The 13,618-nt window shown below is 62.4% G+C and carries 13 protein-coding genes; 10 read left to right on the plus strand and 3 right to left on the minus strand.

Translation table 11 applies throughout. The features are described 5' to 3' along the window. Positions 1-20 precede the first annotated feature (20 nt). The 3 genes from JKP78_RS16465 to JKP78_RS16475 all read left to right on the plus strand — a co-directional run bounded on the left by JKP78_RS16465 (position 21) and on the right by JKP78_RS16475 (position 2,057). On the plus strand, positions 21-974 hold the full coding sequence (locus JKP78_RS16465) for a LysR family transcriptional regulator (RefSeq protein WP_200626984.1): 954 nt from the start codon (positions 21-23) through the stop codon (positions 972-974). 59 nt (positions 975-1,033) lie between these two features. Further along, positions 1,034-1,489 carry a MarR family winged helix-turn-helix transcriptional regulator gene (locus tag JKP78_RS16470; RefSeq protein ID WP_186689036.1) on the plus strand — a complete coding sequence of 152 codons (456 nt, stop codon included), beginning with the start codon at positions 1,034-1,036 and terminating at the stop codon, positions 1,487-1,489. A gap of 139 nt (positions 1,490-1,628) precedes the next feature. Beyond that, the gene (locus tag JKP78_RS16475; RefSeq protein ID WP_170028871.1) at positions 1,629-2,057 is read left to right on the plus strand and encodes an organic hydroperoxide resistance protein; all 429 of its coding nucleotides are present in this window, start codon (positions 1,629-1,631) and stop codon (positions 2,055-2,057) included. Positions 2,058-2,269: 212 nt separating this feature from the next. Here JKP78_RS16475 and efp read toward each other — a convergent pair whose 3' ends face one another. Both efp and earP read right to left on the minus strand, forming a co-directional pair. After that, positions 2,270-2,839 (minus strand): elongation factor P, encoded by a 570-nt coding sequence (gene efp / locus JKP78_RS16480; protein WP_170028870.1) that lies wholly within the window; start codon positions 2,837-2,839, stop codon positions 2,270-2,272. A 48-nt stretch (positions 2,840-2,887) separates the two neighbouring features. Then, positions 2,888-4,033, minus strand: a complete 1,146-nt coding sequence (gene earP, locus JKP78_RS16485; RefSeq protein ID WP_200626985.1) for an elongation factor P maturation arginine rhamnosyltransferase EarP — start codon at positions 4,031-4,033, stop codon at positions 2,888-2,890. A gap of 130 nt (positions 4,034-4,163) precedes the next feature. On the opposite strand from earP, the gene JKP78_RS16490 reads away from it, so the two are divergent. Together JKP78_RS16490 and JKP78_RS16495 are read left to right on the plus strand one after the other, a co-directional pair. Then, on the plus strand, positions 4,164-4,556 hold the full coding sequence (locus JKP78_RS16490) for a hypothetical protein (protein WP_200626986.1): 393 nt from the start codon (positions 4,164-4,166) through the stop codon (positions 4,554-4,556). A 2-nt stretch (positions 4,557-4,558) separates the two neighbouring features. Beyond that, positions 4,559-5,029, plus strand: a complete 471-nt coding sequence (locus JKP78_RS16495) for a GreA/GreB family elongation factor (RefSeq protein WP_186689019.1) — start codon at positions 4,559-4,561, stop codon at positions 5,027-5,029. Positions 5,030-5,216: 187 nt separating this feature from the next. Here JKP78_RS16495 and JKP78_RS16500 read toward each other — a convergent pair whose 3' ends face one another. Then, entirely contained in the window at positions 5,217-6,155 is a 939-nt protein-coding gene (locus JKP78_RS16500; RefSeq protein ID WP_186689017.1) for a LysR family transcriptional regulator, read from the minus strand. Positions 6,156-6,273: 118 nt separating this feature from the next. Here JKP78_RS16500 and JKP78_RS16505 point away from each other — a divergent pair, with 118 nt between their 5' ends. From JKP78_RS16505 to JKP78_RS16525, 5 genes are all read left to right on the plus strand, one after another. Then, the gene (locus tag JKP78_RS16505) at positions 6,274-7,023 is read left to right on the plus strand and encodes a 3-oxoacyl-ACP reductase family protein (protein WP_186677915.1); all 750 of its coding nucleotides are present in this window, start codon (positions 6,274-6,276) and stop codon (positions 7,021-7,023) included. A 151-nt stretch (positions 7,024-7,174) separates the two neighbouring features. Then, positions 7,175-8,362, plus strand: coding sequence for an MFS transporter (locus JKP78_RS16510; protein WP_200626987.1), 1,188 nt, complete (start codon positions 7,175-7,177; stop codon positions 8,360-8,362). A gap of 159 nt (positions 8,363-8,521) precedes the next feature. After that, positions 8,522-8,902, plus strand: a complete 381-nt coding sequence (locus JKP78_RS16515) for a hypothetical protein (protein WP_186677919.1) — start codon at positions 8,522-8,524, stop codon at positions 8,900-8,902. A 197-nt stretch (positions 8,903-9,099) separates the two neighbouring features. After that, positions 9,100-11,232: a TonB-dependent siderophore receptor gene (locus JKP78_RS16520; protein ID WP_200626988.1), complete on the plus strand. Its 2,133-nt coding sequence runs from the start codon at positions 9,100-9,102 to the stop codon at positions 11,230-11,232. Positions 11,233-11,534: 302 nt separating this feature from the next. Next, positions 11,535-13,046, plus strand: a complete 1,512-nt coding sequence (locus JKP78_RS16525; protein ID WP_200626989.1) for a site-specific integrase — start codon at positions 11,535-11,537, stop codon at positions 13,044-13,046. Positions 13,047-13,618: the final 572 nt, after the last annotated feature.

The raw sequence follows: 13,618 nt of genomic DNA on the forward strand, positions 1-13,618 counted from the left end.
TCCGCATAAGCAAGGCAACCATGAGCCCTGATACCCTGACCGACCAGTTGAGCCTGTTCCTCGATGTGCTGGAAACCGGCAGCTTTTCTGCTGCCGCACGCCGCCATCCGCTGACCCCGTCTGCCGTAGCCCGGCGCATCGACAGCCTGGAAAGCGCCGTAGGTAGCCGCCTGTTCACCCGCAGCACCCACGCCGTGCGCGCCACTCCCGCGGGCAACGCCTTCGCCGAACGGGCCAGGCGCATCATCGAAGAACTGCGCCTGGCCCGCGCCGAAGCGGTGTCGCTGAGCAATGCCCCCGAAGGCCTGATCCGCATCGACGCCCCCGCCGCATTCGGCCGCCGCCACCTGGCGCCGGCCATTGCCGACTTCCTGGTGGCCTACCCGGGCCTGGACGTGCAACTGCGCCTGATCGACAGCTTCGTCGACCTGCATGGCAGCCACCTCGGCGAAGTCGACCTGGTGCTGCGCGCCGGCCCGCTGGCCGATACCCGGCTGGTCGCCACGCCACTGGCCTACATGGTGCGTATCGCCTGCGCCAGCCCCGCCTACCTGGCCAGCCGCGGCATCCCCACCTGCCCCAGCGAATTGCCCGGGCACGACGGCCTGGACTGGGACGGCCTGGCGCCGCCCTTTGCCTGGCGCTTCAACGTGGCCGGGCAAACCCGCCTGTACCGCCCCGCACGCATGCGCATGGCCGCGAACAACGCCGAGACCCTGCTGTTCGGGGCGCTCGCCGGGTTGGGCATCGCCCACCTGCCCACCTGGTTGATCAGCGAGTACCTGCTGCGCGGCGAGCTGGTACCACTGTTTTGCGACGGCGGCTTGCCGCAAGCCGAAACCAGCGGTATCTACGCGCTACGCCTGGAACACGAAACGAACTCTCGCAGCCGTTTGCTGCTCGAATTTCTCAAGAGCCGCTTCAGCCCGATTCCACCATGGGACCTGGCTTTGCGCAGTGAACTGCACGAGTAATGCGCGCACTGATGATCAGCGTGCCAGACTTACCCATTGATTACCTTTCAAGGACCTGCATGAACGCCGACACCCAAGCCTCCTGTGACGAGCTGCTGCTGGACAACCAGGTCTGTTTCGCCCTGCACTCCACCTCGTTGCTGATGACCAAGGTCTACAAACCACTGTTGCAGGCCCTGGGCCTGACCTACCCGCAATACCTGGCCATGCTCGTGCTGTGGGAGCACGATGGCCTGACCGTGGGCGAGATCAGCCAGCACCTGCTTACCGACCCCGGCTCGCTGACGCCGTTGCTCAAACGCCTGGAAAGCGAAGGCCTGCTGCAGCGCAACCGCAGCCGCGAAGACGAACGGGTGGTGCTGGTGCAACTGACCGACCAGGGCCGCGCTCTGCAACAGCGGGCCAGGGAGGTGCCGCAGTGCATCCTCAAGGCCAGTGGCCGCAGCCTGGAACAGCTGCAACAGCTGCAGGCCGACCTGCTGACGTTGCGCGAGAATCTGCAGAAGAACCTCTGACAATCTGGCTGAGGGATGGCCTCCGGACGAACGGCGATAATTTATCTTGCGCACAAACTAATTGCGCGCTAATTTAAATCCCACACCAACCCGCGCCCTTCCGCAGACGGAAGCGCACAACACGTTAGCGAGGCTCAAGATGCAAAAGGTCAATCCGCTGTACATCGCAGAAGCTACCTCCACCGGTGGGCGCGACGGCAAGTCCCGCTCCAGCGACGGCAAGCTGGAAGTCAAGCTCAGCACCCCCAAGGAACTGGGTGGCGCTGGTGGTGACGGTACCAACCCTGAGCAGCTGTTCGCCGCCGGTTACTCGGCATGCTTCATCGGCGCCTTGAAGTTCGTGGCCGGGCAAGAGAAGAAAGCCCTGCCGGCAGAGGCCTCGATCACTGCGAAGGTCGGCATCGGCCAGATTCCGGGCGGGTTCGGCCTGGACATCGACCTGCACATCAACCTGCCGGGCCTGGCCCAGGCCGAGGCCGAAGGGCTGGTGGAAAAGGCGCACAAGGTGTGCCCATACTCGAATGCCACCCGCAATAACGTGGACGTACGGCTGCATGTGACCGTCTAAGGCTCGATTGTAGGAGCGGCCTTGCGTCGCGATGGGCCGCGAAGCGGTCCCAGGAGTGGCCTGCAAAAGCCAGTATTTTTGTGGGATTGTGGGGCCGCTTCGCGGCCCATCGCGACGCAAGGCCGCTCCTACACAGGCGAGTGTTTGCAGGTAACGATCCAGATACGAAAAAACCCGGCCAAGGCCGGGTTTTTTGCGTTTCACAAGAAGAATTACTTCTTGGAACGGCCCTTGAAGGAGCCATCGCGGGTGTCGATATCGATCCACTCGTCGATTTCGATGAAGTCGGCAACCTGGACTTCAGTACCGTTGGCCAGCTTGGCAGGCTTCATGACCTTGCCCGAAGTGTCGCCGCGAGCAGCGTTCTCGGTGTAGGTAACCTGGCGGCTGATGGTGGTCGGCAGTTCGACCGATACCACTTTCTCTTCGTACATGGTCAGGGCGCAGACGTCCTGCATGCCTTCTTCGATGTACGGCAGAACGGCGTCGATGTCTTCGGCGTTCAGCTCGTACATGGTGTAGTCGGTGGTGTCCATGAAGGTGTACGCGTCACCGCTGATGAAGGACAGGGTCACTTCCTTGCGGTCGAGGATCACGTCGTCCAGCTTGTCGTCGGCGAAGTAGACGGTTTCAGTCTTGTAGCCGGTCAGCAGGTTCTTCAGCTTGGTCTTCATGATCGCGCTGTTGCGACCCGACTTGGTGAATTCGGCTTTCTGTACCAGCCACGGGTCGTTGTCGATCCGCAGTACGGTGCCGGGTTTCAGTTCTTTACCAGTTTTCATTACGCAGTATCCGAATCTGGATGGATTTATAAAAATCGAGGCCGCGTATCATAGCCAATTTCGGTAAAACTGTACCAGCGTCATGGCAAGGTCCGGCTGAGCGGCCTGTTTGGCACACCAGTGGCGGGCATGCGCCTGCAGCTCGTCCCAATGCGCCAGCACCTCGCCCCAGGCGGCGTGCATGTCGCGTTGCGTGCGGCTGTCTAGGTTCCAGGCGCGCCACAGATCGACCAGGGCTTCGCCGGCAGCATCCGACAGGCCCTGGCGATAAAGCGCCAGGAACGCTTCGAGTTTTTCCCAGTGTGCATTCTCTTCCTGCACGTAGATGTGCCACAGCAGTGGCCGCCCTGCCCACTGCGCACGCACGAACGAATCCTCGCCGCGCACGGCGTTGAAGTCGCAGCACCAGAGCAGGCGGTCGTAATCGTCCTGGCTGACGAAAGGCAGCAACTGCACGGTCAGCGCACCGCGCTGGCGTACCGCCCCCACCGGCAGCGCAGGCTCGCCCAGCCAGGCACACAGGTCGCCGAGGATGCGCCCTTCCGGCACCAGCAGGTGGCTGGGCCGGGCATCTTCGGCCAGGGCCTGCAGCCAGCCACCCAGGTGCGGATTCTCGTAGGCGAACAGCGAGATCAGCCGCGCGCCGTCCTGCACCTGTACGCCGAGCCCGGCGAGAAACGCAGTGCGCTGCGCCGGGTCGGCCTCGAAGGCGGCACGGCGCGCCAGCAAGGGTGCCTCGCGCAGCAGGCCGCCGGTGCCGGCGGTAAAGCCGGGAAAGTAGAACACCGTGCGCAACCCGTTGCCTTGTGGCGACGGCAAGCCGTGGCAACCCTCCACCCAATCTTCGGCACTGAGGTATTCCAGGTTCAGCCATAGCGCCGGTGACGGTCGCGCGGCCAGTGCTTCGATATAGCCCGCCGGCAAGCGGCAGCCGAAGGCTCCGATGACAACGTCGGCGCTTGCCACCGGCTGCCAGTCGGCTGGCCAGTGGCGTATCTCCACGCCCTGCTGCCACTGTTGGTCGAGTGCGGCATCGGCCCCCGGGCACAGGCGCACGAACGCACGAAGGTCGTCCACCCACAGGCGCACCGCCAGGCCATGCTCGGCCACCAACTGGCGGGCCAGACGCCAGGTCACGCCGATATCGCCATAGTTGTCGACAACGGTGCAGAAGATATCCCAGGTGGCTTTCATGTGCCCTGCCCTCGCCCAACGGAAAACCGCGAATTCTGCGGATAAATTGTCGCCGACAAAAGCACCGGCGCGGAAAAATGCCCGGACGCATGCGACAATGCACCCCGAACCACCCTGCCAGGACAGTGCCATGCCCCGCCACCGTGAACTGAAGATCACCCTCAAGCCGTTACCGTTGATCCTGTGCGTAGCCCTGGGCCTGTGGCTGGGCGCCATGGCTATCGCCGCCAGCCTGTGGCTGGCCCTGCAGTTGTGGCCAGAGCAGGTGCAGCCGCTGGCCCAGGCGGTGGCGCCTGGCATTGCCCGGCCAGTTGCAGCGCCAGCCCCGGCGGCGGACGCCCAGGCCGAGATGTTCGAGCGTTACAAGGACATCTTGCACAAGCAGGAGCAGCAACAGGCCGCCGAAGCCGCCCAGGGCAACCCGCGCAACCTGAACAACCCCAAATGCCAGTTCTGGTTGCAGCAGAATCGCACCGCGCCCACTGACAAAAGCCAGGCCAACGTGCTGGAGTTCTGTTACTGACCATGGACAAGCCCCGCCTGCTGGCGCAGATCGTCGCTACCCTCGAGCGTGACCTGGACGTGCTGACACGCGCAGCACAAACCGCGTATGAAGCGGCCACCGCCGAGGAGAACATCGCCGAAAACAAGTACGATACCCTGGGCCTGGAGGCCTCGTACTTGGCTACCGGCCAGGCCCGCCGCAGCGCGGAAATTCGCACGGCGCTGCAGACCTATCAGCAATTGCTGCTGCGCGACCATGACCCGGCACGCGGGGTGCAGATGAGCAACCTGGTGACGCTAGAGGATGAAGACGGCGGGCAACGGCGTCTGTTCCTCGGGCCCGCGGCGGCAGGGTTGAAGATTGGTGAGGGGGATGGGCTGGTCACGGTGATTACCCCGCGATCGCCGCTGGGGCAGCAGTTGATGGGCAAGCACGTGGATGATGAGGTGCGGCTGGGGTCGCAGACGTTGTTGATTGTCGAGATAGCCTGAGCTGCCCCGCCACCCGGCGCGGCCACATGCGGTCGTTTTGTAGGAGCGGCCTTGCGTCGCGATGGGGCGCACAGCGGCCCCAGGATCTGCGCGCCAGCATGAATAGTCGGGGGCTGCTACGCAGCCCATCGCGACGCAAGGCCGCTCCTACAACGATCGCATCGAGCCTGGGAGCCGCGCAGTACCATCAAAGCGCCTGCAAGGCATCGAACCGCCTCGCCAGGCCCTGGTGGGCAAACTGCTCCACCACAAAATCGACAAACGCCCGGGTCTTGCCCGGCAACAGCTTGTGCTCGGCGAAATACAGGCTGATATGCCCATCGTCCACATACCAGTCCGGCAGCACCCGGCGCAGCCGCCCGCTCTCCAGGTACGGTACCGCAAACGGCAGGCTCACCAGGGCAATCCCCAGCGCTTGCTCGGCCACCGCACACGCCGCGTCCGAATCGCTCATGGTCATCGCCTGACGCAACGCCAAGGGCTGCTGCTCCTGCCAGCGGCTGGTCAACGGCCACGAGCGCACGCGCCCGGTCTGCGGCGAACGGATCAGGATACCGTCATGCCGCTGCAGCGCCTGTGGCTCCGTGACCGGTACATGGCGGGCCAGATAAGCCGGCGCCGCCACCAGCACCCGGTGCGCCGGGGTCAACTTGCGCGCCACCACCCCTGGAGGCAGTTCGAAGCCGCCGCCAATCGCGGCATCGAAGCCCTGGCCGATCAGGTCGACCTGGCGGTTGTCGAAATGCCAGTCAGGGGTGATACCCGGGTAACGACGCAGGAATTCGCCCAGCAGGGGCAGCACGTACAAACGGCCGAACACCGTGCCCATGCTGACCCGCAACAACCCGGCCGGCTGGCCCTCGGCACTGGCCAGGTTGGCCACGGCGTACTGGATGGTGCGGAAACTGTCACTGACCTCCCCAAGAAATCGCTGCCCCGCCTCGGTCAGGGTCAGCTTGCGGGTACTACGCTGGAACAACCGCACCCCCAAGCGTGCTTCCAGCTGAGCAACATGCTTGCCTACCGCAGCCGGGGTGAGGCTCAGGCGCCTGGCAGCCTCGGCAAAACTGCCGACCTCGGCGCTGCGGATGAAACACTCCAAAGCGTTGAACGATTCCATGGCCATGATTAGCAACCAAAGGTTTACTCTGCTGATAGTGATTGCCATCTTATCAGCGGGTAATCAAGCGCCGATACTGCGCCCATCCAAGGCATTCCGGCCTGGCTTCCAGCAGGAGATCAACATGTCCAAGCAACACACCCTCGAAGGCAAAGTGGCCCTGGTGCAGGGCGGCTCCCGTGGTATCGGCGCAGCCATCGTGCGGCGCCTGGCCCGTGAAGGCGCGCAGGTGGCCTTCACCTATGTGAGCTCTGCCGGCCCGGCCGAACAACTGGCGCGGGAAATTACCGAAAACGGCGGCCGCGCCCTGGCACTGCGCGCCGACAGCGCTGATGCCGCTGCGGTACAACTGGCCGTGGATGACACCGTGAAGGCCTTCGGCCGGCTCGACATCCTGGTCAATAACGCCGGGGTACTGGCGGTGGCGCCAGTGACCGAGTTCGACCTGGCCGACTTCGACCACATGCTGGCGGTGAACGTGCGCAGCGTGTTCGTCGCCAGCCAGGCGGCCGCGGGCTACATGGGCCAGGGCGGGCGCATCATCAATATCGGCAGCACCAACGCCGAACGCATGCCGTTTGCCGGTGGTGCGCCCTATGCCATGAGCAAGTCGGCACTGGTCGGCCTGACCCGTGGCATGGCCCGTGACCTGGGACCCAAAGGCATTACCGTGAACAACGTGCAGCCCGGGCCGGTGGACACCGACATGAACCCGGCCAGCGGTGAATTCGCCGAAAGCCTGATCCCGCTGATGGCGATCGGGCGGTATGGCGAGGCGGACGAGATCGCCAGCTTCGTGGCGTACCTGGCGGGGCCTGAGGCGGGGTACATTACCGGGGCCAGCCTGACTGTCGATGGCGGGTTTGCAGCCTGATCCAACGGTTGCCTGTACCGGCCTCTCCGCGGGCTGCCTGCTCCCACAGGCACCCCACTGGCTCCGGCCCGGTGAAAATCCTGTGGGAGCGGGCAAGCCCGCGAAGGGGCCGGTACAGGTTGCCCCTCCCCCTAACTGCCACGAGAACCACATGCACAACCCCACCCTGAGCCGCGCACTCATCCTGCTGATGGCCACCGCCACTGGCCTGGCCGTGGCCAGCAACTATTATGCGCAACCGTTGCTGCACAGCATCGCCCAACAGTTTGGCCTGAGCACCGCCAGCGCGGGCAGCATCGTCATTGCCGCGCAGCTCAGCTATGGCGCCGGCCTGCTGCTGCTGGCGCCACTCGGTGACCTGTTCGAACAGCGACGGTTGATAACCGTGATGAGCGTGATTGCCACCCTGGGCCTGGTGATCAGTGCCTGCGCACCGAGCCTGCCCTGGTTGATCCTCGGCACGGCGCTGACCGGACTGTTCTCGGTGGTAGCGCAAATCCTGGTGCCCATGGCTGCAGCCCTCAGCGAGCCTCATTCGCGTGGGCGCGCGGTCGGCACGCTGATGAGCGGCCTGTTGCTGGGCATCCTGCTGGCGCGCACCGCCGCCGGGTTCATGGCCGAGCTGGGCGGCTGGCGCAGCATCTACGTACTGGCCGCCGCGCTGATGGCCATCACCGCCGTGGCGCTGAACCGCAGCCTGCCGCAACACCACAGCCATGCCGGGCTGAAATACCCGGCGTTGATCGGCTCGGTGTTCCGCCTGTTCCGCGAAGAGCCGGTGCTGCGCCTGCGCTCGCTGCTGGGGCTGCTGGCGTTCAGTCTGTTCGCCCTGTTCTGGACGCCGCTGGCGTTCCTGCTGGCAAAAGACCCGTACCACTATTCGGATGCAGTGATCGGCCTGTTCGGCCTGGCCGGTGCTGCGGGTGCACTGGCCGCCAACTGGGCCGGGCGTCTGGCCGACCAGGGCAAGGGCGCACTGGGCACCACCGTGGGCCTGGTGGTGTTGCTGCTGTCCTGGGTACCGCTGGGCTTTGCCGAACAATCGTTGCTGGCCCTGCTGCTGGGCGTGCTGATGCTCGACCTGGCGGTGCAACTGGTGCACGTGAGCAACCAGAATGCGGTGATCGCCCTGCGCCCCGAAGCGCGGACGCGGCTGAATGCCGGTTACATCACCTGCTACTTCATTGGCGGGGCGCTTGGGTCGTTGCTGGGCACGCAATTGTTCCAGTACCAGGGCTGGATGGGCATCGTGGTCGCCGGGCTGGTGATTGGCGCGCTGGCATTGCTGGCGTGGGTGGCAGCCGAGCGCAAGCGCAGGCAGCTGTTGCAGATGGCCTGAAAAGCGCGCGTTGGGTTCTTCGCGGGCTTGCCCGCGAAGAGGCCATCAGGCATGGCGACAACCTACCGCACTACCCTCCGTCGTCTGGCCGTTGACTTGCCCGTCATGGCAGCGCTCAGTAAGCGTTGGTCAAAGCCCTTTCCCTGACAGGACAACGTTATGACAAGACTCACGGTGCAATCCGGCGATTTCTTGCAAGGTGAAGGCGAGTATCGCAACGGATCGCTCACGCTCAAGACCCCGCGCAGCCCCTCCCCGGGCGAGCGGATTTCCCTGGCCCGCATCAGCGACCTGCGGTTGGCCAGCCTCGAATCCAGCCGTAGCCTGGGCAGCGCCCTGGGCTGGGGCGTGGCCGGCGCACTGGTGGCCGGGCCAGTGGGGCTGTTGGCCGGGCTGTGGCTGGGCGGCAAGGAAGAAGAAGCCACCTTCCTGGCCACCTTCAAGGACGGGCGCAAGCTCATGGCCAGTACCGATGGCAAGACCTGGTCGAAGATCGACGACAACTGGCGCCAGCACCGGCGGCCGGGCGGCAAAGGCTGAATATCGCAGGGCGCGGATCGTTTTATGCTGAAGGCGGCTGTAAGATGCCGCCTTTTTCATGGCCTGTGCCTGCCTCTTCGCGGGTAAACCCGCTCCCACAGTGAAATCACCTGCCTCGGTTGTAGTGACTGCCCTGTGGGAGCGGGTTTACCCGCGAAGAGGCCGACACAGGAGTGCGCATCCAGGAGCCCCACCGCATGCCCCCGCGTCCCCCTCGCTTGCCCCTGAGCCTGCTCAGCCTGGGCCTGGCCCTGCATTGCCCACAGGTGTTTGCCGAAGACAGCGTGCTGCTGGCCCCGGTACAGGTGTCCGACACCTATGCCAACGATGGCTACCAGGCACGCGAGGCTGCAGTGGGCGGTTTCCAGCCCGCGCCCTTGCTCGACACCCCCGCCGCTGTCAGCGTGTTCAGCCAGCAGTTGCTCGAAGACCGCCAGGTACGCCTGCTCAGCGAAGTCCTGCAAAGCGATGCCTCGGTGGGCGAAAGCTATGCCCCCATCGGTTACTACGAAAACTTCAATGTCCGCGGCTTCGAGCTCAATGCGGCCAGCAGCTACCGCATCAACGGCCAGACCATCGCCGGCGAGCAGAACGTGGCCCTGGAAAACAAGCAGCAGGTGGAGTTGCTCAAAGGCTTGTCGGGGCTGCAGAGCGGCGCGTCGGAGCCAGGCGGCCTGATCAACTACGTGACCAAGCGCGCCGAAGACGTGCGTAGCGTCACCGTCTCGACCAACGAACAGGGCGAACGCTATCTGGCCACCGACCTGGGCGGCTGGTTCGGCAGCGAGCGGCAGTTCGGCCTGCGCGCCAACCTGGCCCATGAAGATATCCGCTCTTACGTCGACCACGCCGACGGCAAGCGCGACTTCGCCTCGCTGGCCTTCGACTGGCAGCTCAACCCGGATGCCACCTTGCAGCTGGATGCTGAATACCAGCACCGTGAGCAACGTTCGGTACCGGGCTATCAACTGCTCGGCGGCAACACTGTGCCCCACGGCATCGATCCCGACGACCGCCTGGCCTACCAGCATTGGGCCAAGCCGGTGCAGAACGACTCGCTGAACCTGGGCGGGCGCTTCGAATACCACCTCAACGAGGCCTGGACCGGAACCTTGAGTGCCTCGCGCAGCAAGGTGGTGATCGATGACTACAGTTCGTTTGCCTGGGGGTCGAGCGAAGGCGCATTCTTCGGCAGCAACGGCGACTACGATATCTACGACTTCCGCAGCCCCGACGATACCCGCCGCACCGATGAAGCACAGGCAATGCTCAATGGGCGTTTCGACGCGCTGGGCGTGGCGCATGACCTGACCGTAGGCAGCAGTGCGCAGCGGCGCACCCTTGATCAGCGCCCGTATTACAACGAGTGGCTAGGCACCGGCAACATCCATGCGGGTACCCCGGTACTCGCCCCGTCCGACAAACCCATCGGCGCCAGCGAACGCCGCCTGGACAGCCGCCAGTACGGCCTGTTCGTCAGCGACCGCATCAGCTTCAGCGAGCAATGGCAGACCGTGCTGGGCGCGCGTGAAGTGCGTCTGGATGAAAAGACCTGGGACGAAAACGGCGTGGCGGGCCGCCATACCCGGCAGTACCAGTTGCTGCCCAATGCCGCGTTGATCTACAAGCCGCAGCCGGAGACCACGGTGTATGCCAGCTACGCCAAGGGCTTGTCGGCCGGAGGCACAGCCCCCTGGTTTGCCGACAACGCCGCCGAAATACTGGCGCCGACCACGTCGCACCAGCTGGAACTCGGCCTCAAGCACGACTGGCAAGGCCTGAGCCTCAGCGCCGCGCTGTTCCAGATCCGCCAGGCGTATCAATATGCACGCCCGGATGGCACCGGCCATTACACCTACGTCCAGCAAGGCCAGCAGAAGAACACCGGCCTGGAGCTGGGCGCCAGCGGCTGGGTGACTTCGAACCTGCAGGTGCAGGCCAGCGCCGCAGCCATACGTGCGCGGGTACAGAACAGTGGTACCGATGCCTATGAGGGCCACCAGGCGATCAACGTGCCCAGGCTGCGGGCGGCGCTGCAGGCGGAATACACCCTGCCGGTGCCGGGCCTGGCGTTACTCGGCGGCGCACGCTACAGCGCCAGCAAGTATGCAAGCCAGGCGGGGAACGTGGAGGTTGGCGGGTACACCGTGTTCGATCTCGGCGGCCGATACCGCCTGCGGGTCGGGGAATATGACACGGTGCTGCGGCTGACAGTGGATAACCTGTTCGACAAACGCTACTGGCGCGACGTGGGCGACTACCTGGGCGACAACTACCTGTTCCAGGGGGCACCGCGGACCGCCCGGCTTTCGGCCTCGGTGAGTTTCTGAGGCTGTGGGGCCGCGTTGCGGCCCATTGCGACCCGGCAGATCGCGCAGGTCAAACTGCGCGCGCCCCGGTAAGCGGCAGCCTTGTGTCGCGGGGGCCGCGCAGCAATCCTCATTCCCCTGAAAACAAAAAGCCCCCGGCTTTTCAGCGCGGGGGCTCTTCGTAGAATGTGGCGGTGAAGAAGGGATTTGAACTTTTTGGTCTTCCGGGCCAGAAACCACGCAGAATCAGGCCTTTCGAGGCGTATAGTAGTACAAACGAGTGGTACAATCCGTTCACCACCCCATCACGATACGGCGCCCCAATGCCCGACAACCTGATCCAGAAGAGAGGCGAATCCACTTGGTACGTGCGGCTGGCTATCCCAGTCGATGTGCAGAAAGCGCTTGGCTGCAAGGTGCGGATTCAGTCGCTGAAAACCGGACTTCGCAAGGAAGCTATGGAAGCCCGCTTGCCCATCCTCGCCCAGTGGAAGGCTGAGATTGCCGCAGCCAGAGTGCAGGTGCAGGCTGCCAAGGAAAACTGGCGCCCAGAGCTTGCATCCCAGTCTTTCGCTATGCACAAAGTGATTGATGAAGAGCTGTTGGCTGCTGTTAAGGCCCCACTAAGTCAGCAGAAACTGTCGGTTGACAACGTTGATATCGACCAATTCCTAGCCGAGTACATACCGTTCATGCGGGCAGCTCAGAAATGGGAAGAGAATGGACCGAAGGGTATCGTTAAACAAGTTCAAGCTTTCTTTGATGAGTTCCCGCCCACTACGGTGGAATGGGTTCAGAGATCAGCTGAGCTTGTTAAGTCTATCGGGGCACAGATTACTGCCCACAAGTACGGCCTGACCTCATCTGAGGCAGCCGAGGCGAATGCAATCATATGTGAGCCGACTACTTACAAGCCCAAGTCTCCAATCACTGCCGCTCGCCTTAAAGCATTCCGCGAGTTCCGGGACAGTCGGGGTGGTGCGGATAAGCACATCGATCAGCAAGTAAGCAAGATGACAGTGCTATCTGGCTTCCTGAAGAAAGAATCGCTACCGCTGAACTTTGATACAGTGGACCTGTGGCTGAAATCGCTGAATCGTGCCCCGGCAACGCTGAGTCAATACCTGATGGCTGGTGCTGCGTTCTGGAAGTGGGCTATCAAATACGATGAAGGCTGGCGTGAAGAGTACAAGGACAAGGTTAACCCGTTCACCGGTCACGACCTGCCACAAGGCGGGGGTTCCGAGACAGCTGGCCAAGACAGAGAGATGTATACGCCGGATGACGCAGTCAAGCTGCACCAAGCCGCCCTGCAAAAGAAAGACCAGCCGCTTGCCGACCTCATCCTATTGGGTTGGTATACAGGTGGCAGGATCGAAGAGCTTTGCAAACTAACTAAAGACAGTGTCATCACCGTTGATGGCATTCAGTGCTTTGACTTCCCTAAAAGCAAAAGCAAGGCGAGTAAGCGGGTAGTGCCGATTCACCCAAGCTTACTACCAACTATCAATCGACTAATCAAAGACTCTACTGACAACTTCCTGATCCCAGTCAGTTCAAACGGCCCTTATGACAAACGCTCACACGCGATATCCAAGGCATTTGGTAGATTGCGTGACAAAGCCGGCTTCAGCAAACTTCACGTCTTCCATAGTTTCCGACACACCGCTGTCACCGAACTAATCAGAGCAGATGTACCAGAGCACTTGGCCCAAGAGCTTATCGGGCACGATTCGAAATCAGTAACGCACAGCGTATATTCAAAAGGCGCGAGCACAGAACAGAAGTTGCTAGCGATATCGAAACTTCCCGTCTTGCCGAATATCAAATTCTGAATAACTTGCCCTGTACCCACGGGGCAAGACATACCCCTGAAAGCGCTGAAAATAAATTTCACAAATGCATGCTTGAGCTATTGACAAATACAGAAATAGTGCATAATGGACGTCACAAGTTTGGTAATGCAGCCAACTTCCCATCGAATTATTCCCGCTTGATCCCATCTTAAATGCCAATACACAGTTAGACTTGGAATGGTCCTACTGGGTTACCCCGTTTTCTCAGTCCGGGGCATATGACCGAGAATTTGAAAACCGAGGATAGTTGTACCGGCTTGCTAATTAAATAGGGTCATTAGCATCAAGGTTATACCCACGGCCAGTGGGAGCAGCGAGACTGGCCACTTACTTATAGGCTTGCCCGCAAGGGGCGGCACAATACTTGCTCACGCAAGTACGCAACAATACAGCTCAAGACACTATCAGCCCGAAGCTCCGTACCGAGTGACGGGTTTATTTTGTCTGCTGAAAACTCTTAATTCATTGAAGGCAACATCATATGCAAAGACCGCTACGCCGCAACACCTGTGAAGCCTGTGGAAGAACCCACTATTCCAGAAGCCCACTAA

It is taken from the genome of Pseudomonas sp. LAM2023 (assembly GCF_016620375.1).
Taxonomy (GTDB): Bacteria; Pseudomonadota; Gammaproteobacteria; order Pseudomonadales; family Pseudomonadaceae; genus Aquipseudomonas; species Aquipseudomonas anuradhapurensis.